Source organism: Nitrosospira multiformis (assembly GCF_003050865.1).
Taxonomy (GTDB): domain Bacteria; phylum Pseudomonadota; class Gammaproteobacteria; order Burkholderiales; family Nitrosomonadaceae; genus Nitrosospira; species Nitrosospira multiformis_E.
In genome coordinates, this window is sequence record NZ_QAOK01000006.1 from 25319 (window position 1) to 44251 (window position 18933).

Genomic DNA, 18933 nt, shown 5'->3' on the forward strand with positions numbered 1-18933 from the left:
TGACTTTTCCATTGAAATCTTTCCATTGCACGTTGCAATCTGTGCCGCCCATGAGACACGTGCCATTGCTCCGCGGTAACTTCAAAAGTCGGTACGAACGTTAGAAAAGTTCACTGAGTGGGATTCCGCACAGATTATCGGGCTTCCCGAATTTAACCTGTTTTTGAAAATTGCACGCTACCTTCCAAGTGCTGATGAGGACACTCCTCATGGCAACAATACCTGGAACGAACACGTGGAAATGAGCAAAGTGAAACTGCCCTCCTCCTCGATCTCTGCACCGCCGGGAATCGGCAGGGAAAATACGTCCAGCGGCTACTCGAAACTGGCTACAAGAAGCTGCGCCTGTCACGCCCTCTCTATGCCCCTCTATTTTTCTCGATGGAGAATCTTATGCATCTGCCGCTTTTGACGTCCTCTGTAAACCGCCTGGTCATTTCTGCCATATTTTTTCTGGCATTCACCTCCCCCGCCGTGCTTGCGCAGGCGCCGCAACCGGCGCAGGCGCCACAGCCCATTGAAGCAACCATGAAAAACATGGTTTCAGCTATTCTGACTAACTCATTGGCCGATTTTGTATCGCCAGGAGATGAAGCATTTCAAGCCGGGATGACAAAGGAGATGCTCAGCAGCATCAACCAATCCCTCGCTTCGCGCCTCAAGCAAGGCTACACCACGACATTCCTGACCACACTGCATCAGCAGGGATTCGACGTATATCTCTGGAAATTGGTATTCAAGGACGGAAATGACGATGTCCTTATTTTCATGGCCCTGAAGGACCAGAAAGTCGGCGGATTCTGGTTGCGTTAGTTTGCCCTATAAAAAAATGGATCAAGTCAAGCCTGCGATAGAGACCGAGGCCTGTATGAAGAAGATTAAATTGATGTGGGTTGTCCTTCTCATGCTTGGGCTGGCTCCTGGCGTTTCCGTATGGGCGCGCGGAGGTGGCGGGGGAGGACATGGAGGTGGAGGATTTGGTGGCGGCGGACATATGGGAGGCGGAGGAATGCATTCTGGAGGCGGCGGGCACATCGGAGGCGGGGGATGGGCGCACGGCGGAGGAATGCATTATGGGGGTGGGGAGCATTTTGGCGGAGGAGTCGGTTATTATCGAGGCGGTGGAGTCGGCCGCTATCGCGGGGGCGGATTCGGTTACTACCGGGGGTCGCGCGGTTTCTATCGTGGCTACGGTTACGGCCTGGGATTTGGATTTGGAGGATATGGACTAGGGCTAGGATTAGGATATGGCCTGGGTTATGGTGCCCTAGCTTATGGGCCTTATTATCCATATCCGCCCATGTATCCATATCCAGTCGCGGTGCCTGTGCCCGCAGCCCCGCCGGTATACATTCAACAAAACCTTCCGGAACAAAACGACACGCAAAATATGGCTCAGCCCCAATCCGGCTATTGGTATTATTGCCGGGAATCGGAAGGTTATTACCCCTATGTCAAGGATTGTCCCAGTGACTGGGTACAAGTTGCTCCACAACCGCCGCCCCAATAATGTCGTTTGCCCCAAATGACCGGGAGCACATCAGGTGGAGTCAGGGCAATAAAAGGCCCGGCGTGAGCCGAGCCAGAGGGTTTACTGCAATCGCTTCCCTGTTTAGGGAGGAGAGAATCTATAAGGTTCTCAGCGTCGAGCGTTCGACCCTTTATTTCAGCCTTTAATGGCCGGGAATACATTCTCGGCCATTTCTATTATCAATTTCGATATCAACGGATAGCAAGACTTTCTGGAATTGCTGGCGGTCTGCACGGCAGCCTCGATCAATACCGTATCAAGCCGGGAAAATGCACCATCGAAAGAGGTTGCAGCACTGATGTCCGCCTTGAATCTCGACATGGCCGACTGGTGGGAAGCAACAGTGGAGAATTACCTCTCGCATGTCCTGAAAGACCGGATTTTTGCGCTTGTGGCTGAAGCTGTTTCGCCCAACCACGCGCAAAGCATGAACGGGCTCAAGAAAGTCGATCTGGCGCGGCAAGCGGAACAGGTTTTATCCAGTTTGGGATGGGTGCCGGATAACTTCAAGGCAGTTAAACCGCAGGAAGAGCAGCAGTTCTGATCGTCGCGCCCCCCTTTGAAGGGGGGCGACAACCGAAGATTTTTGCGGCCGTAAAAATGAAACCTTACGCAGCTTGAATGTTTGATGCCTGCTTGCCCTTAGGACCTTGTGTAACCTCAAACATTACTTTTTGGCCTTCTTTCAGCGTCTTGAATCCGCCCATGGTGATTGCCGAGAAGTGGGCAAATAAATCCTCACTGCCGTCATCAGGGGTAATGAAGCCAAAGCCTTTTGCATCGTTGAACCACTTTACTGTGCCAATTGCCATTTTTATTTCCTATACATATCAATCAAAAAAATACCCTCGTTGTCAGGGCTGACCACATTTTGTCAATCTGTAGGAGAGGAATATGTTCGCTACCGTACCTAAGAAATCGATGCGTTCAAGATCATCCCTTACTTAAAATCATTTTTGCATATAACTGCACTCTATCCCCATGTTTGGCACATCCTTGGAAAGCTAAAAGAAGCCGTGATACAGGATCACGGAAATACCGAATATGATAGCCGCAGTACCAAGTATGACAATTACATTACCCAATATAGCGGCAACAGTAAGGATCATTTTTCGCTTCATTACGTTACTTTTCCTCGGAAAAAGGGGCGTGCAGGGAGTCGCGATGCCCTTTAAACAGAAGGCCCTTGGGCTACCCCCATTACAGAATGGTTATTACGGTTGTACTAGGATGGTATGGCGCGGAAAAGGCTGAAAACGGACGATAGGCGGAAAGGCTCGAAATTTCCTTGATCTCCTGCATGGTTTGCGCATGTGTCCTTCGCATTAGGGCGCGCATTATTCCCTAATCCTTGGAATTTGTCGATATAACTTTTATCGGTAAGCCTCAAGCTCCCGAAAAATTAGTTCAGGTTTTGGAAGAAGAGCTACCCTTACAAAAGGGAAGGGGAAATTTCCCGAAATATTTGGATTGAACAAAGAGAATAACCAACCGCAGTTACAGGAGAACGACAATGAGCAACAACGGTGGACCTGCTTTTCCTGCTGAATGGACTAACACGGGCGACCAGAACAGGACAGCGCCAAATGGCGTTGTCGTCGCCCCTGGCGAAACTGTACAACTCCATGGCATGTCGCTCAGGGATTGGTTCGCGGGACAAGCCATGCAAGGGTTGATTGCGGACACGGAGTTTCCCCTTGACCACGATGGCCTGGCAAAAGCGGCATACGACATTGCAGATGCCATGCTCGAAGCAAGGAAGCAGTCCCGTTAAACCTACCTACGGTATCCCGATCAACGCGAGCCCCTCAACCGCGGCGATCCCTTAGACCGCTGCGGGAAATCCGGCGTACAACCCATGCAGCGAGAGCAGTAAAGACAAGTTTTCGTATCAATTCATCCTCCTATTATTGGTCGGGCTATTGTGCCTTCAGCGGGAAATGGGTGGCGGAATAGCCCCTAATACGATGAAGGCTGCTCTTTAAGGATAGAGCAGAGGAGACCTGAATTCTCTTCACAAAACACTGTTACATATCTCCATAAAACAGTCGTTTTATGGAGATATGGCATTGTGCGCGATAAGCGATTCAACTGGCGGACCAGGAGTGGTCGGATCCTGAGTCAGTGTAGCCCGTAGCCCAGCGCATTACAATGATGCGTATGCCTGCGCACCTTGGGAGGCGGCGATCTTCAATTGCTCGCCTGTCTTAGGGTTGCGACCGCTGCGCTCGCTCCGTTCGCGCACTTCGAAGGTGCCAAATCCTGGCAGCGAAATGGAATCGCCTTTCTGCAGGACTTCGATGATAGTTTCGGCCAATGCCGTCACGGTCCGGCCGGCTTGAGCTTTGCTGAAGTTGGTTTTCGCGGCTACGGCTTCGATAAGTTCATTTTTGTTCATCAGTTTTTTCCCCTTCTTCAGTTTTCAAATTCCCGCCAGCTTACACAGTTAATCGGCCTGGGCAAAGAATCGATGAAATGGGAATACGCCAAGCATATGCTCCGTTTGCGTCATGCAAACCAGATCAACGGCGCGGAAGAAAACGAGATTATCCTGCTCAACAGCACAAGCTGAAGTACGTTTCATGCCTGCTGCTTGATTATGATCACGTGAAAGTCCATACAATCCGTGACAGCTACCTCGTTAACCCTGGGGAAATCATACGTCGCGCTAGAACGGGCGAGTTATATCCGCCGAAAACGACTCGTCACCTGTTTCCATCGCCTTTTCCTCTTTGCAATATTTCATTGCCATTGCTGCAAGGTCAAGCCGAATTACGGCTTTCGATGACACCGCAATGCTCTCTGGCTAGCTGAGCCGTATATTCTTATTTAACAGAATCAATGGGAAAACGGGTTTAAGTAGAAGCTGGATAGCGTATAGAAAAATTACGTAATGAGACGTATAATCATTTGTTTTCTGAATTGCTATCCGCCTCACTTCACATGCTTTATGACCCATGACTAAGCAGGCTCATGAGTGTAGAAGAGTAGGCGAGCTGGAATTCATGTCTGCTGGCTGGAGCCGGACTAATAACTAGAAACTAGAAAAATAAAATTATGAAAAATAATTGCTTCCCAGCAATCGTTGCAGCTTCCCTAATATCTTTGATTCAGCCCGCAAACGCTCAGCTTTCCGCTCAGGCCGAGCCAGGAAAACAGCTCCCGGCTGTAACAGTTACCGGCGAGCGTGTAGGGAGCTTCAAATCGGACACGGTGCAGGTCGGGACATTCCGCGACATGGCACCTCTTGATGTGCCCCAGACCAGCAATGTCGTGACGCGGGAGGTCCTGGATGCGCAAGCAACCACCAGTTTGTTCGGTGCCTTGCGCAATACAGCCGGCGTGACTCGCTCGCAACTGAACGGCTCCACTTACGACAATCTCTCGATCCGCGGGATTCTCGTGGAAAATCGCAGCAATTATCGGCTCAATGGATTCATGCCGATCATCAACCTGATCGATATTCCGATGGAGAACAAGGAGCGCGTCGAAGTACTCAAAGGCGCCTCCTCTCTATACTATGGCTTCCTGCCCCCATCGGGCATTATCAACATGGTCACCAAGCGTGCGGGCCGCGATCCCATCGCTAATGTTTCGTTGATGGCGAATATCTATGGTGGCGTCAACACCCACATTGATCTTGGCCGGCGCTTCGGGGATGCGCAGCAATTCGGGGCGCGTATCAATCTTCTCGCCGGGAGGGAAGATATCGGTATTCATAATTTTTCCGGTCACCGCGCCCTGATGTCGGGCGCCTTCGACTGGCGGGTCACCGATCAACTGTCCATCAAGTTCGATGTGGAACATTATCGTAAGGAGGTTTCTGAGCAGGCGGCAATCCAGGCGCCTGCAGCGGTGAATGGTGTGATAACGCTGCCGCCTGTGCCAAATGCCCGCCGCAACCTTGCGGGAGAGTGGCAGAAATATGATGCCGAAGCGACCAACCTGCTGCTTCGCGCCGACTACGCACTGAGCGACAACTGGGCACTCCTGTTTGAAGCCGGCAAGGCGCGTACCATGCGCGACCGTAATTTTTCCCAGTTCCAGAATTACAATCTTGCCACGGGCCAGGGTACGCTGCGCATCTTCTTTAATCGGAATCAGTTTTGGGATAACGAAAATCTCCGTGCGGAAGTTTTCGGTCGCTTGCCGGGCCAGTTCATCACGCATGAAGTATCCCTGGGTTTTGTCGGTAACGAACGGAGCCAGGATCCGCGCACTTCATCTACTGCCGATGTGGCGCAGAATCTGTTCCATCCGAATGACATCGCGCGGTTATCCCCCACCGCCCCATTCCGCTCTAACTTCTCGAAAATAACGGATCTGGGCGTGTATCTATCCGATCGCATTTTGATTGCGGACAGACTGCAGGTAATGTTGGGAGTGCGCGGCAGCTTCTATGAGAGTGTCGGAACCAACACTCACTTTAAGGCAACCAACGTCAACCCATCGCTGTCACTGCTGTACAAGATCATTCCCAATGTATCTCTCTATGCAAGTTACATTGAGGGAGTCGAAGAGAGCGGGCAGGCGCCGGCTAACCGTGCCAACAGTGGGGAGATTCTGGCCCCGGCGGTATCAAAGCAAAAGGAAGCAGGTGTAAAGGCGATGGTTGCGGAAGGGGTACTGCTACAAGTAGCCTATTTCGATATCAAGCGCGCCTCGACTACTATTGATGCAGCCAACCGCTTTGTTTTGAACGGGATGGCTCAGTATAGCGGATTTGAGCTGGCAGCTTCCGGGGAGATAACAAAACAGCTGTCCGTCATTGCCTCTGCACTGTTCATGGAGGCCAAGCAGTTAAATAGGGACAATCCTGCGACGTTTGGCCGGATACCGGATAACACGCCGGAGCGTACGGCGAGCCTCTTTGCGGAGTATCGTTTGCAGAGCGTGCCCGGCCTGGCCCTCGGCGCCGGTGTGTACTATGTGGGCAGACGTCCAGTCAACACTGCAAATCAGGCTTTCGTGGATGACTACGCTATATTGTCTCTTAATGCACGTTATGCCACCCGCATAGCAGGTAAGCGCGCCACGATCCAGGCGGTGGTAGATAACGTAACCAACAGCAATTACTGGAGCACCGCAGGTAATGGCCTGCTCGGTGTAGGAGCTCCTATCATGGCCAAAACCGTGGCTCGGGTCGAATTCTGACTGATCCCATTCCGATGGGGGAAGACAACCTTATGGAGGGCTCAGTTCCTCCCCCGTTAGTAAGGGCTATTCAAGATCTCTCTCATGAGAACACGTAGAGTTGTCTTCAATATTCACCTTTATATTGGTCTTGCTGCCGGCCTGTTTCTGATTCTGAGTGGACTGACCGGGAGCATGGTTGTTTTTCGGGATGAAATTGAAGCGCTTACTCATCCCGAACTCATGGAAACAGCGGTAGGCGAAGAACACGTTCCTGTGCAGGCTGTGCTGGATGCAGTCAAACGCGCATACCCTGAGGACAAGCTTCTTTATCTACGCATGCCGCGGACTCCGCAGGAAACCTATCTGTTCAAGATGAATAGCGCTCACGACTTGTTCGTGTATGCGGATCCTTACAGTGGGGAAGTGCTCGGCGCGCATCGCCAGAAAGAGACCTTCATGGGATGGATCGCTTTGGTGCATACGGAACTGCTGGTTGGCGAGCTCGGGAAAAACATTCTCGGCGTCAGCGCCTTGCTATTGATCTGCCTGTGCGGGACGGGACTCTTCCTGTGGTGGCCGCCCAATGGAATAAGAAATATTTCCAGAGGCTTTAAAATCGGTTGGACAGGACCCTGGAAAAAATTTATTTTCGATGTCCATCGCGCTTTTGGCGCCTATACCATAATCTTTTTGATCATTGTTGCATTCACTGGCGTTTCCCTGGTTTTCAACAAAGCTGTAGCTGAACTCATCAATTCCCTGACAGCCAGCGCCCCAAGACCTTCCCCGCCCAATTCCAGGGTAAACGAAGCGGTGGACTCAATGTCTTCCCTTGACGCACTGCTGTATCATGCCGACCGCATTCTTCCTGCTCCAACTACCTGGATAACTTTCCCTCAAACACCTCAGGCTCCACTTGTCGTGCGCAAGAGAACGACTGGTGAGTTTCATCCTAATGGCCGCAGCTTCGTCTATTTCGACCAATATTCAGGAGACGTATTACTCGTCGAAAATGCATCAAATGCTCCTTTGGGAGCCCGCATTTTTAACACTTTTTATCCCATTCATACCGGAGTAATCGGTGGACTGGCCACGCGCATGTTGCAAGTGGTGATGGGCTTCGTTCCCCTTTTTTTATTTGCAACGGGCTATATGATGTGGAGAAACCGAAGGAAGGCAAGGTTGCATAAAAACAACTCTAAAGTTGCCTATTAATCCTGTACGGCAGGGCATAATTTTGAATTTTCTTATACCAGAACCTGTTCTGGCGTAGCCGATCTGCGGGTGATCAGCGGAATCATCTACGTCATCCGCAATGGCCTGCAATGGAAGGATGCACCCAGGGAATACGGGCCGCACAAGACGCTGTATAACCGTTTCAATAGCCAAGTAAATACAAGTATTACAGAGGTAAACGCGAACTTAACCGCTGAACTGGGAAAAATTAATAATGCGATTCACGCCATTAATCACGATTATGAAAACCTGAAGAAATAAAATTGTTCAATATTTAAAACCCATCTAAGACGTGGGCTTTTTATTGCCCACCAAACCCGCTTCGGCGGGTTTTTTATTGCTGTGTTTGCTACCGAACATTACTCAGCAATATCATCTGATATTGTAATCTCCATGTTTCTCGTCCACGGTGGATAAAGAAACATCTTTAAGGAGATTACAGATGAACAAAGATCAAGTTAAAGGTGTGGCTAAAGATATTGCCGGTAAAGTACAGCAGGAGGCAGGAGTATTGACCGGTGACAAGGAGCAACAAGCCAAAGGACTTGCCAAGCAGGCTGAAGGCAAAATACAAAAAGGGGTTGGCGATGCGAAAGAGGCAATCAAGGACGCCGCTGACAAGCTCTAACGAAATGCCGGGAAGCTAAAAGATCACTCGATAATAACAAAACATTCTCCTCTCCTCACTTCTTAAACCCGCCTAGAGCGGGTTTTTTGTTATCTGCTATATTGAAATCGCAGGGTAGCCCCCTGCATCCTTACACTCCTTTTTGAAACCCGCTTCGGCGGGTTTATTTTTGCAGAGATGAAGGCTCCACCAGAAGCTCTACAATCGATTTAAATTGAGAGGTGGTTACCCTTCTTTCCTGCACGCGAAAACGCTCCCTAAGCCTTTAGTAAAGCAGGCAGCCCCTAAACGTAAAGCCTGCCTGGGGGCTACGGCGTACGGGCCATTCGCTCATACTAAACTGGCAGTTTTCTGTGAAGATTTTTCATTTTTCCCCATATTCCCTTCTTGAGTTTTTATTTCATTGTTAAAAGATGGGTTACAGAATAGTTACATTCACAGAAAAATAAAAAATGAGTTGGATGATTGGATAATTAAGTTATTGTTTTATTGGTGGGTCGTGAGCGATTCGAACGCTCGACCTACGGATTAAGAGTCCGCTGCTCTACCAGCTGAGCTAACGACCCGGATTGAATGAACCGGATTTATTCAGTTGCAGGTTCGACGCATGACAGAGGCAAAACCTGTCATGCCTTTATTGCTTCTTTGCCGCTTGAATCTGAGGGTGCTAATCCTACCACATCCGGAAAGAAATTCGAATGGGACAATTACCTGATCGGATCATTCCTGATGCAGAAGCTTGATCTGCACATACAGGAGAACCGGTTCCCCGACTGCGAATCATCCAACTGCACCCACGTGAACAGCTATTCGGCAAATTGATTTAGCTGAATGCACTCCTTCAGCATCGCCCGCATGCGCTCCCAGTGCGAACCCTCCCAGAAAACGCGTTGACAGATATCGCACGTGCTGAAATGGTCGAAGCGTTCGCGTACGGACGGTGGCAGGCGCTCAAGCACTGCGGCCTTCTCGATAGGCCGTAGAGGTGCGTTGCAGTTCAGGCATAAGGTAAAAGGCTTGATGCTGTGTGCGAGGTCCAGCCGATCGAAAATCTCGCAGAGCTGGTCAGGCGGCTTCAAGGTTCGCACATAACATCCATGTGTAATCGAACGTCGCTTGAGCAATTCTCGGTCGCGGGTGAGGACGATGCGCTTTTCCTGGGCAGCGAGCAATTCGATCTGCCGGTCGTGATAATTATTGTCGTACAGCGTGTCGAAACCCGTCATGCGCAACAGGTGCGCCAAACCCCCCAGATGGGCGTCCGCAATGAAGCGCGTTACTCGCAGGGGATGCTCACGCACACGCAGCAGGGGTGTAACATCGACCATCTCGAATTTGGGAAAGACTGCGACCCGATCGCCATGCTCCAGTATCCGGTCGAACCCCACCGATTCTCCGTTTACCAGCACCAGTTCCACTTCGGTGTGCGGCACACCCAGTGCTTCGATCATATGCTTGGTGGTCGCTGCACGGGCGCAGGAACAGGAGAATTCCCGCTTTCGCCGCTCGCGAGCGAGAAAGTCATTCAGTTCCTCATAAAAACGGAATGTAGCGGTAACCATGAATCAGTATTGCACTTTTCAGGCTTAGGCGCATGATTACCCGATTTTCCGGGAGTATCAACGGCAGTTGCGCAAAAGTGTTCTCTTTTTCTGGAGTAACATCATAATACTGCGCGCACGTCTGCTGTTCATCGCCCATCAGGCGATTCCATTAGCGGGGAAAACATGCAATTCAAAATACGGGAAGGTCGCCTGGCGGATGCTGAGGCAGTCGGGATGATCTGCTACGAAGCATTCAAGATGATTTCTCAGCAACACGGTTTTGAACCCGATTTTCCCTCGTTCGAAGTGGCGCGTGATCTCCTGCTGACTTTGCTTTCGAGACCCGATGTATATTCAGCCGTGGCTGAGAGCGAAGGAAGAGTCGTGGGCAGCAATTTCCTGTGGCAGGATTCCACCATTGCCGGCATTGGGCCACTTACGATAACGCCGGAAGCCCAGAGCGGCAGGGTGGGCCGAGGCCTGATGGAGGATGTGCTGGAGCATGCCCGGAATAAACATTTCGCGGGAGTGCGGCTGGTGCAAGCTGCATACAATAACCGCTCCCTCTCCCTCTATACCAAGCTTGGTTTTGAGGTACGGGAATTATTGGCAACTCTGCAGGGAGCACCCCTGCGAATTGATATCCCCGGCTACAATGTCCGTGTGGCAGTGGTGGAGGATGCAAACGCATGCGACTCCTTGTGCCGGAAGATACACGGCCACGATAGAGGGCAGGAATTGCGCCATGCGATTGCTCAGCAGACCGCAATGGTGGTGGAACACGAAGGCCGCATCACCGGTTACGCAACTTTAATTGGCTTTATGGGGCATGCAGTGGGAGAAAGCAATGAAGACCTCAAAGCCCTGATCGGTGCCGCAGACTCGTTTGCAGGTCCGGGTTTTCTTCTACCTGCGCGTAATAGCGAGTTGTTCCGCTGGTGCCTGAAGCAGGGACTTCGGGTAGTTCAACCGATGAATCTGATGAGCCTTGGCCTCTACAACCAGCCCTCGGGGGTCTTTCTGCCCTCCATTCTTTTTTAAGGGGAAGGGATTCCAGAAGCTTGCCGAAATCATGCCTGTACAGCTTGGCGATAGTCGATAGGCGATAAGGACGGATAAGTCAGACAGGAGACCAGATGTCTCAACATGAAACATTCCTGTGGGAAGCGGTGCGTCTCGCCAAGAACAACCGTGAACGCGGTGGCCGACCCTTTGCCGCAGTCCTCGCTATTGATGGGCAGGTCGTCTCCACCGCCGTCAACGATGTCGTGCAGAGCAATGATCCCACCATGCATGCAGAAATGGAGGCAGTGCGCGCTGCCAGCCGGAACCTCGGTCGTGCTGACCTGAGAGGCAGCATCGTTTATACCAGCGGCCACCCCTGCCCCATGTGCCTGGCGGCCATGGTGATTGCAGGAGTGGACGCCGTATATTACGCTTTCGACAACGATGATGCGGAACCCTATGGTTTTTCGAGCAAGGCGACCTATCAGAAGCTGCGCCTGTCACTGGAGCCTCCACCCCTGCCGCTCACTCGACTCGATCTCGGCCTGTCTCCTGCAGAACTGTATAGTGCATAGCTTTGCAACCTGAGAAGGACGGCAGGAAGAGAATATTGAGTCAGCGAGCAAATAGCATGTCGTCATATCGGCTGAAGCCGGTATCAAGTGACGTTCAAGGCGCGCCATTGTTGGGCGTGGGCTGAATTCCGGTTTGCTGGATTCCGGGTCAGGCCCGGAATGACGGGATTCATAATATTTTCTGGCCGGTTCAATAAGAAGTAAGGAGGCAAGACGCGGCCGTGCATCCCGCAGCTTTTTTGGCGGATTGACAACGTTGTCTAAAAGTATTAAAGATTCCAGCTCAACAAACGCTCTTTAAGTACCCGTCCCGCGCACTCAGAGGATTATAATGACAGCACATATATTGCCTGCCACAGAAGAAGACACAAACTCTATGAATAAGCAATCATTGCAAGACATGCTGCTCCTTCCCCGCATACCGGACGTACCAGACGCACCAGACATAACAGACCACTGGGATCATGCGGAAGCCACAAGCAATAGCGAAAGCCCCATCGACGCGCCGGTCGTGAGTGAAGCGGTCGTGAGTGAAGCGGTCGTGAGCGAAGCAATAGACGACAGAATAATACACCCTATGCACCTTACTCGATTTCTGGTCACCAATTTTCGCTCGGTAGAGAACAGTGGCTGGGTTGAGGTTGATAGCGTTACTGCGCTCGTGGGCGTGAACGAATCCGGCAAGACAAACCTGCTGATTCCGCTCTGGAAGCTGAACCCGGCAGTCGGAGGAGAGATCGTGCCGGCTTCCGACTACCCGAAAAAGCAATTCGGTACCCTGCGGCAGGCGCCGGAAAACTTCTGCTTCATAACGGCGGAATTTGAGGCAGGAGAGCTTGGAGAAGAGCTTTGCGGCAAGCTGGAGATCTCCAGCGAAGAGGCCTCCCTCATCGCTGTAAAACGGTACTTCAATGGGGATTATTCGATCTCCTTCCCCCGGCGGGAAGAGCTTGGCGAGATTAGGAGATCCTCAGGGGAAGGTGCAGAGGATGTTGTGAATACGGTAATCCACTCCCTTCCGAAATTTGTCTATTACTCTGAATTCGGAAATCTGGATTCTGAAATCTATCTTCCCCACGTAGTACAGAATCTTCAACGCACTGACCTTGGGCCCAGAGAAGCAGCCAAGTCGCGTACATTGCGAGTTCTTTTTAAATTCGTAGGCCTCGAGCCGGGAGAAATTCTTGAACTCGGGCGGGACTTCCCAAGGCGCAAGGGTCGTCGTCGTGAACCCACAACGGAAGAAATCCGGGAAATCGCGATGAAGAAAAGGGAGCGTTCCATCTTGCTGCAATCGGCAGGTGGGCTTCTGACGGATAAGTTCAGAAACTGGTGGAAGCAGGGAGATTACAAATTCCGCTTCGAAGCGGATGGAAGTCATTTCCGTATATGGGTTTCCGATGACCGCCGCCCGGAGGAAGTTGAGCTCGAAAGCAGAAGCACGGGGCTTCAGTGGTTTCTGAGTTTTTATCTGGTCTTCCTCGTGGAAAGTGGGGGTGAGCACCAGAACGCTGTCTTGTTGCTGGACGAGCCCGGATTGTCGCTGCACCCCCTGGCGCAGCGCAACCTTTTTGCCTTCTTTGACAGTCTTGCAAAAGTCAACAAAATCCTCTACACGACCCATTCACCATTCCTGCTGGATGCAGAGCACCTGGGACGCGCGCGCAAGGTGTACGTTTCCCCTAACGGAACGACGCAAGTGACGTCTGACCTTCGTAGCGTGGAAAAGGATATCCGGCAGGCAGGAGCCGCCTATGTGGTTCACTCGGCGTTGAACCTAAATATTGCCGAGAGCATGGTAACGGGCTGTCAGCCGGTCGTCGTGCAGCGCGTCTCGGATCAATACTATCTCTCAGCCATCAAGACACTGCTCATCGGGGCAAACAAAATAGCCCCCAAGCGCGAACTGCTCTTTCCTCCGGCCGGCGGCAGCAAAACGGTAGGCGTGATCGCAAGCATTATCAGTGGACGCGACGAGCCGCTGCCCAAGGTAGTCCTGCGGGATGATGAAGCAGGAAAACAGGTCAACGCGGAGTTGAAGTCGGATTTGTACAGCGGCGCGCAAGAGCGCATCTTTTCGACGGATAATTACGTTCTCTTCAGCAATTCCACGACAGAAGATATGATACCTGCGCCATTTTTTGCACAAGTGATAGACCGCTGGGAGAGGAATACGGACATCGCCTTTGCGGACGTCCTGGTCAACGGCAGGCCGGTGGTGGAGCAGGTGGAGGCCTGGGCCGACGCACAGGGCGTCGTACTACGCGACGAGTGGAGAGTTGAAGTTGCAAAGCGCGTCAAGGAACAGGCATTGAAAAAGGGCATCAGCGCGTTTGATGCTGGCACCATTGCCCGCTGGGCAAAGCTCTTCCAGGAGTTGATCCGGAACTGATCGCCTCAAGCGAATTGCCATCATCGCTATTGATCCCACCGCAAGACGATCTGCAGCACCCGGCAGAAGTCCCCTGATTACTCGCGAAGCAAGCGGTCGATGACATTGCGTGTGATGATATGGACGTGTTCATTTTCGAGCACCTGGGCCCAGTCGGTGGTTCCCGCGGTAAACACTGTGCCGTTGCGCGAAAAGATTCCCATTGTTGCTGCGTGAATGCCTTCGTGGGCGGGATACGCTTCCCGAGGAGGAAGTTCCTGCCAATTGCCATCCAGCACGCTTGCTGCCAGAACACGGAACCCGCTCGGGGTACCGGTACTTCCGGCATTTGAGGAAAGCACTGCAAGGCCGGTAGCTTTGTCGAATTCATCCAGCGGCGCGCCGTCGCACTCGTACCCGACCAGCGGTGGCGAGGTTTTATCGCCGAATACCTCGCCGCGGCGCAATCCTGTTCCCGCGAATACCCAGTGCTCCGGGTCCTGCACGATATACCCTCTCGTGTTCCGCGGCCCATCCCACCAGCCACCTCCATTGCGGTAACTCACGCCCGTCAGGGAATCCTCGGGACGAGCAACGCCTGTGGACAGCCACCAATGGTCGAAGGCGCCGTGAGGCCCCCCTTGATGGCATAGCATCGCCGCTCCGCCATCGATGATATGAATGCGCCACCAGCAGAGGTTGGCGCCGAAGAAGGCAACGTTGCCTCCCTTGGACACGAAATCTTCCGTCCGGTCGCGTATCGTCTCGCTCCAGTATTCGTCGTGTCCCACGCTCAGCATAAGCCGGTAGCGATTGCACACATCCGGATCGGCATGGATATCGAGATCGGTGCAGAATTCCGGCTCATAGCCGTTGCGCAGAAGCCAGCGAATGAAGCGCGCATCCCAGTGGGCGAAAGTCTGGCGCGGCGAACTCAAATCGTAGTAGTCGAGCGCGCCCCAGGTCTCGCCGCCGATGCCGCCACCCGGACGAAGCAGCGAGAGCCTGGCCCCTGGCGGGTCCTGTGAACGTGGAGGATTGACGTAGAAGCAGCCACCGCCGGTACAGTTATAGGCATGGTAAGTGGCAAGCGGAATCTTGTAGAGCAGCTTGCTGTGTCCACTGCCGCGGACGACGAACAGGACAGCGGCACTTTCCATTGCCAGCGCTACCGGATTGCCATCTGGTTCTTCCAGGTGAGCAATATAGACCGCGGACAGCCAGTCGTGCGGGACAGGAAATTCGTATGACGGCCATTTCCAGTCTTCCGCTGCGCCTCGTAGGGCCGCATATTTCCCCGGCAGCCAATCCGTTTCGGATAGCCGCAGCAGGCCATCTCCCCAGCGATAGAACACCACGCGAAAGCGCGGCGCATCGGTGGCAATGTGCAGCACCAGCGTATCTCCGGGTTCGACGCCCACCGAAGCGGGATAACCACGAATCACGTTATTTCTCCTGCTGTTTTCTTCTGCTACCCGACAGGACCGACCGGCTCGGGTTCGATACGCTTACGCACGAGATAGGGCGGCATGGCGAGCGCGTGCATCGGTGTGCGGCGAAACGACTCAAGCGCCTGATCAGGCGTTTCAACGATCGGCTCTTCCTTTCGATTGAAGGACGTATTGAGCACTACGGGAACACCGGTGCGGACTTCGAATGCTTTCAGCAGTGCGCGCAGGAAGGGATCATCCTGCTCACCGACGGTTTGCAACCGCGCCGTACAGTCAACATGCGTGACAGCGGGAATGATATCGGCGGCCTTGGGCCAGACCGGAGCAGCGAACTGCATGAAGGGGGATGGACGGCGGATATCGAAGAATTCCTCCGCCCGCTCGAGCAGCACTACCGGCGCCAACGGACGAAACCATTCCCGCTCCTTGACTCTGGCGTTGATCCAGTCACGCACGTAGCCATGGCGCGGATCCCCCAGAATACTGCGATGACCGAGTGCGCGCGGACCGAATTCGCTGCGCCCGTGGTAGAGAGCGACCACTTTGGTGGCAGACAGCAGGTCGGCTATACGTCCGTACAGATCGGCGGGTTGTCCAAGATGCTCCACGACAAGGTCATCCGCGCGGCTTAACGCGGACTCGATGTCCGCCAGGCGCGGCTCGGGCCCGAGATAATCGTTCTCCCACCGATAGTCGCAACGCATGCCGCCCAACTCGGTAAGGCCGTACACGGCGCAGCCAAGCGAAGTGCCTGCATCGCTGGGTGCCGGAGGAATAAAGACGCGCTGGAAGGGAGTTTCACGCAGGAGGCGATCATTGGTGGAACAGTTAAGACCGGTGCCTCCGGCAAAGCACAGGTTCTCCGCACCGGTTTGGGCGTGCAGCCAGCGTGCAACTTCGAGCACCGCCTCCTCAAAGGCACGCTGCCCGGCAGCGGACAAATCGGCGCTATCGGCAAAACGGGAAGCATCGCCAGCAGCATAGCGAAAACGATTGCGATCGCGCAGAATTTCCATCCACCGGTCGGGAATCGTCACCTGCGGACCGTCCACCTCCAAGGGCGGCAGGCCAAGCGCGTTCGGGTTGCCATACGGGGCGAGTCCCATCACCTTGCCTTCGTTGCCCTCACCTGAAAAAACCGCTTGTGTCAGCAGGAAGTAGAACATTCCGAGCCCGACCAGGCGCCGCTCGTTACGGTCCCACAATTGCTTGCCGATGCATTCGATCCGCTCTCTATCTGCCTGATAGAACGAAGAGACCTCACGCCAATCCGGAGGCACGCTGTCCGCTCCGCTCCATTTCTCGGTGAATTCGGAAACCGGACTGCCCTGACCATCGATGATCATCACTGCGGCCTTGTCAAATGGGGATGGATGAAACACGCTGTAGACATGCGCGAGATGGTGCGAGATGCGCTTGCGCCGGCAGGCGGGCGAGAATTTCAATATTTCGGCCATCTCCTGCTCATACGCAGAAAGATTTTTTATCTCGCTGTCGGATGAATAGCATTCGACGAGAACATCGATCGGCTTGCCAAGCTCGGGAAGATGCGGTGCGTACGCGTTGCGGAAATCGTCGAGCCTTCCCCAGTGGTGCTTCCGCCTTGTGAGCCGTTCTTTTTGTATTGCGTATACCACCTGTGATCCATGCATCAGGCAGATGCTTGCATCCTGCGTGCGGTTCACCCCAAGCACTACCGGTCCATCGCTCATCGAATTCTCCTTTGTTGTTTAGCGGGCCAGCTCAACCTTGGAATGAATACGTCAGGCTGGTTTTTTCCAGGTGCTCCAGTGCGTGGAACGAGTATGTTTGCGATACCCGGGGATCACCTAGCGGGTCAACTGGTGAAGTCTGTCCAGGAATCGCTGCTGGCGTATAGTTACCTTTTCCTGCGAACTGAGGGAATTTCGTTGGGCAGTCTATTATGACTATAGTAGAGACTGGGTATTTGTAAAGGTTAGATGCAGAGGGGGAAAGAGTTGGCAGGGCATTTCATAGAGGAAGGAGAAGCGCAAAAAGAGAAGCCAAAGGAGAAGAAAATTGGCCTGCTGCCTGTTCGCAACTGCGCGCATTTCTTTCCGGTTCTACGCAGGTAGAGCCAGTCTCTTGGCAGATGCAGGCATTTTCACAGCAGCGCAAGCATAAGCCGCCTGCGCGGAAAGGCAATACCTGTGTGGCTGACGGATGGGGTTTCGTTCAATACAACACTGTTTCCTGTTCGTTATGGTCAGTATCACTGGCGAGCGAGGCGATATTACCTCTTATGCTGCAACTGATGACTTCCACGCAGCTTTTCCAGAAACCCCCGGAGAGCAGTTGCAGGGCCCGGAAATACCTGTTGGAGATTTCGGTGGGCGCGGTGTAGCGGCAGGTGATCCCCAAGCCTTCTTCATCGAGATTGATTGTCTTGTGCCACATCCAGGCGGGGAAAAACAGAACGTCACCGGGATTGAGATCGAACTCATAACGCGGCGCATATTCCACCAGGGGGTACGCATCCGGATCGCCCGGTTCTCCTTCCTCATTCGCGCTGAACTCCGCAAACCGGCGCATGCCATTGCCAAGAGCGGCCGGATATAGCAACCAGGAATATTCGGATTCGATCAAGGTCCAGCGCTTGGAGCCGGAAACGGCAAGATACCAGTTAGGCCCTTCCTCACAGTGGTAGTTCGCGTTCAATCCCGCTCCCAAACCCAAGATCAGAAAGCTCAGTACCGGCTTCGAGGGCCGCCCCATGACAGGAAAATAGGCATGCGAGCGCGGAATGCGGAAGTATTCGTAGAAAGCTGGATTTTGATCGAGCAACAATTGCTGCGGAATGTAATTGCAGCGGCGATCCTCCGCGATCTCGCGCAGAGAGACATTCACCATCTTCTTACTCCGCTTGTCCAGAGCCTGGACGATGGTATCCGGAAAACGTTCCGCAAGTTTGTCGAGCGTCCAGTCGATCGGCGCGTTACCCACGAACCCCCGCATAATGCACGGAACGCCGCGCTTCACGTGCTCCCGGTAAAACCAATTCGGTTCTATCTGGCCGGGTTGATACTCCGTGATGGGGAGAACCTGCCTGCGCGCCACCCCCCTGTCCTGCAAGCGTTGCAGGATACGCGATTCGGTACGCTTGCGCGCCTCCCGGAACAGGCTCGGATTGTGGGACAGATGCTGGCACAACATGATGCTCTTGAGCGCCAGCACATTCCAATATCCCAGCGGCAGTTTCTTCACATCATGCTTGCCCATACGCTCCACAAGAAAGGTGCGCAGAAAAAGCTGCTGCTCCACCACCAATTGCCATAGAACATAAAAAAATGTGGCAATTCCAGCGAGAGGTATTGCTAACGTGTCTCGCGCACGTGTCAATGCAGTGATTTTTTTTGGCTGGCCTGCAATCTCCATGGAAGCCTCCCTCTAAGGTTGATTCACCATGAGAATCAGTTCATTTAACTCCTCATCTTA

Annotated in this window: 19 protein-coding genes, 1 tRNA gene and 1 pseudogene; 12 read left to right on the forward strand and 9 right to left on the reverse strand. The window is 53.1% G+C overall.

The genetic code is table 11. From position 1 onward, the window contains the following. Window positions 1-393: 393 nt before the first annotated feature. The 3 genes from C8R21_RS04665 (at window position 394) to C8R21_RS04675 (ending at window position 2075) form a co-directional block, all read left to right on the forward strand. Entirely contained in the window at window positions 394-813 is a 420-nt protein-coding gene (locus C8R21_RS04665; protein ID WP_107761668.1) for a hypothetical protein, read from the forward strand. A 55-nt stretch (window positions 814-868) separates the two neighbouring features. After that, the gene (locus tag C8R21_RS15820; RefSeq protein WP_181258848.1) at window positions 869-1510 is read left to right on the forward strand and encodes a hypothetical protein; all 642 of its coding nucleotides are present in this window, start codon (window positions 869-871) and stop codon (window positions 1508-1510) included. A gap of 238 nt (window positions 1511-1748) precedes the next feature. Then, entirely contained in the window at window positions 1749-2075 is a 327-nt protein-coding gene (locus C8R21_RS04675) for a hypothetical protein (protein ID WP_181258849.1), read from the forward strand. 64 nt (window positions 2076-2139) lie between these two features. Here C8R21_RS04675 and C8R21_RS04680 read toward each other — a convergent pair whose 3' ends face one another. Beyond that, a complete protein-coding gene (locus tag C8R21_RS04680) occupies window positions 2140-2343 on the reverse strand; it encodes a cold-shock protein (protein ID WP_107761670.1) in 204 nt (67 codons plus the stop codon). Window positions 2344-3044: 701 nt separating this feature from the next. On the opposite strand from C8R21_RS04680, the gene C8R21_RS04685 reads away from it, so the two are divergent. Then, window positions 3045-3305, forward strand: coding sequence for a hypothetical protein (locus C8R21_RS04685; RefSeq protein WP_074709349.1), 261 nt, complete (start codon window positions 3045-3047; stop codon window positions 3303-3305). A gap of 372 nt (window positions 3306-3677) precedes the next feature. Here the strand turns inward: C8R21_RS04685 and C8R21_RS04690 are convergent, their stop codons facing one another. Next, the gene (locus tag C8R21_RS04690; protein WP_107761671.1) at window positions 3678-3929 is read right to left on the reverse strand and encodes an HU family DNA-binding protein; all 252 of its coding nucleotides are present in this window, start codon (window positions 3927-3929) and stop codon (window positions 3678-3680) included. 48 nt (window positions 3930-3977) lie between these two features. After that, window positions 3978-4115, reverse strand: a complete 138-nt coding sequence (locus C8R21_RS15825; protein ID WP_181258860.1) for a hypothetical protein — start codon at window positions 4113-4115, stop codon at window positions 3978-3980. Window positions 4116-4636: 521 nt separating this feature from the next. On the opposite strand from C8R21_RS15825, the gene C8R21_RS04695 reads away from it, so the two are divergent. The 4 genes and pseudogenes from C8R21_RS04695 (at window position 4637) to C8R21_RS04710 (ending at window position 8531) form a co-directional block, all read left to right on the forward strand. Next, the gene (locus C8R21_RS04695) at window positions 4637-6685 is read left to right on the forward strand and encodes a TonB-dependent siderophore receptor (protein ID WP_258192257.1); all 2049 of its coding nucleotides are present in this window, start codon (window positions 4637-4639) and stop codon (window positions 6683-6685) included. An 84-nt stretch (window positions 6686-6769) separates the two neighbouring features. After that, complete coding sequence (locus C8R21_RS04700; RefSeq protein WP_107761673.1) at window positions 6770-7882, forward strand: PepSY-associated TM helix domain-containing protein; 1113 nt, start codon at window positions 6770-6772, stop codon at window positions 7880-7882. A gap of 54 nt (window positions 7883-7936) precedes the next feature. Next, a pseudogene (locus C8R21_RS04705) lies at window positions 7937-8047 on the forward strand (transposase); the annotation flags it as partial. A 298-nt stretch (window positions 8048-8345) separates the two neighbouring features. After that, entirely contained in the window at window positions 8346-8531 is a 186-nt protein-coding gene (locus tag C8R21_RS04710; protein ID WP_107761674.1) for a CsbD family protein, read from the forward strand. Between the two features lie 490 nt (window positions 8532-9021). On the opposite strand, the gene C8R21_RS04715 is transcribed toward C8R21_RS04710, so the two are convergent. Further along, window positions 9022-9097: transfer RNA gene (locus tag C8R21_RS04715), tRNA-Lys, on the reverse strand. A gap of 7 nt (window positions 9098-9104) precedes the next feature. Between C8R21_RS04715 and C8R21_RS04720 the strand changes: the two genes are divergently transcribed. Beyond that, on the forward strand, window positions 9105-9353 hold the full coding sequence (locus C8R21_RS04720; protein ID WP_107761675.1) for a hypothetical protein: 249 nt from the start codon (window positions 9105-9107) through the stop codon (window positions 9351-9353). Here C8R21_RS04720 and C8R21_RS04725 read toward each other — a convergent pair. Both C8R21_RS04725 and C8R21_RS15830 read right to left on the reverse strand, forming a co-directional pair. Continuing rightward, entirely contained in the window at window positions 9338-10093 is a 756-nt protein-coding gene (locus tag C8R21_RS04725) for a Mut7-C RNAse domain-containing protein (protein WP_074975276.1), read from the reverse strand. The genes C8R21_RS04720 and C8R21_RS04725 overlap by 16 nt on opposite strands. Further along, a complete protein-coding gene (locus C8R21_RS15830; protein ID WP_181258850.1) occupies window positions 10065-10232 on the reverse strand; it encodes a hypothetical protein in 168 nt (55 codons plus the stop codon). Before C8R21_RS15830 ends, C8R21_RS04725 begins: the two co-directional genes overlap by 29 nt. Window positions 10233-10258: 26 nt before the next feature. Between C8R21_RS15830 and C8R21_RS04730 the strand changes: the two genes are divergently transcribed. From C8R21_RS04730 to C8R21_RS04740, 3 genes are all read left to right on the forward strand, one after another. After that, a complete protein-coding gene (locus C8R21_RS04730; protein WP_107761676.1) occupies window positions 10259-11116 on the forward strand; it encodes a GNAT family N-acetyltransferase in 858 nt (285 codons plus the stop codon). A 95-nt stretch (window positions 11117-11211) separates the two neighbouring features. Beyond that, the gene (locus tag C8R21_RS04735; RefSeq protein ID WP_107761677.1) at window positions 11212-11655 is read left to right on the forward strand and encodes a nucleoside deaminase; all 444 of its coding nucleotides are present in this window, start codon (window positions 11212-11214) and stop codon (window positions 11653-11655) included. A gap of 376 nt (window positions 11656-12031) precedes the next feature. Next, window positions 12032-14047 carry an AAA family ATPase gene (locus C8R21_RS04740; RefSeq protein WP_219906607.1) on the forward strand — a complete coding sequence of 672 codons (2016 nt, stop codon included), beginning with the start codon at window positions 12032-12034 and terminating at the stop codon, window positions 14045-14047. A 77-nt stretch (window positions 14048-14124) separates the two neighbouring features. Here the strand turns inward: C8R21_RS04740 and C8R21_RS04745 are convergent, their stop codons facing one another. From C8R21_RS04745 to C8R21_RS04755, 3 genes are all read right to left on the reverse strand, one after another. Continuing rightward, entirely contained in the window at window positions 14125-15471 is a 1347-nt protein-coding gene (locus C8R21_RS04745) for a N,N-dimethylformamidase beta subunit family domain-containing protein (protein ID WP_107761679.1), read from the reverse strand. 26 nt (window positions 15472-15497) lie between these two features. After that, entirely contained in the window at window positions 15498-17189 is a 1692-nt protein-coding gene (locus C8R21_RS04750) for a carbamoyltransferase family protein (protein WP_107761680.1), read from the reverse strand. A gap of 484 nt (window positions 17190-17673) precedes the next feature. Then, complete coding sequence (locus C8R21_RS04755) at window positions 17674-18873, reverse strand: cupin-like domain-containing protein (protein ID WP_107761681.1); 1200 nt, start codon at window positions 18871-18873, stop codon at window positions 17674-17676. Window positions 18874-18933 lie beyond the last annotated feature (60 nt).